Below are 870 nucleotides of genomic sequence, written 5' to 3' on the forward strand. Positions count from 1 at the left end.
ACCAGGGGCAGACGACATCGGAAACCACATCGACGGTGATGGCGTTCAATTCGCTCATCTCGATCTCCTGATCCCTCAGTTGGGTTTGCGCCACCATGTTGGCAGTTGATACCCGAATATGGGCGTCTTTTGCGGATGTTCCAGGTAGTTCCAGTAGGCGATCCATTGCTGCGTGTTGTACTGCATCGGCACCATGTAGTTGCCGGAGATCAGCAGCCGGTCGAGAACGCGAACGGCGGCAACATAATCCTCCTTGGAGCGGGCGCGCAGCATCGCCTCGATTGCCGCGTCCACAGCCGGATCGGCGACGCCGGCGAGATTGAACGAGCCTTCCGTCCGGGCGGCAGTCGAACTCCAGCGCCCGCTCTGCTCGATGCCGGGTGACAACGAATTGTTGAAGCCGCTCGATCCGACCAAGACCTCGAAATCGAAGCGCTGCTTGCGCGACTGGATCTGATCGCCGTCGAGGCTGCGAATGGTGAGATTGATGCCGATCTTCTCCAGCGTGCGCTGATAGATGCCGGCAAGGCGCTCCTCGTCCTGCGAAGCGGTCAGGATCTCAAAGCCGAAGGGTTTGCCTTCGGGATCAAGCATCGTTCCATTCTGCACGTGGTAGCCGACACTTTTCAAAAGATCGAAAGCTGCCTTCACGACGCGCCGATCCTGGCCCGATCCGTCGGTCACCGGCGGCCGCCATGTGCCGTCCATGACATCGGCCGGCACGCGGCCGGGGTAGGGCGCCAGAAGCGCTTTCTCCCTGTCGTCGGCCGGATGGCCGAGCGCGGAAAGCTCGGAATTCTGCCAGTAACTCATCGTGCGCGTGTATTTGCCGCCGAACAGGTTCTTGTTGGCCCATTCGAAGTCGTAGAG

General features: G+C 60.3%; 1 protein-coding gene. It reads right to left on the reverse strand.

What is annotated here, in order from left to right; all coding sequences use genetic code 11:
* Nucleotides 1-75: 75 nt before the first annotated feature.
* Nucleotides 76-870, reverse strand: a 795-nt coding sequence (locus EN925_RS37805) for an ABC transporter substrate-binding protein (RefSeq protein WP_245487462.1), incomplete at its 5' end; no start/stop codon positions are given.

It is taken from the genome of Mesorhizobium sp. M7A.F.Ca.US.006.04.2.1 (assembly GCF_004022915.1).
Taxonomy (GTDB): domain Bacteria; phylum Pseudomonadota; class Alphaproteobacteria; order Rhizobiales; family Rhizobiaceae; genus Mesorhizobium; species Mesorhizobium ciceri.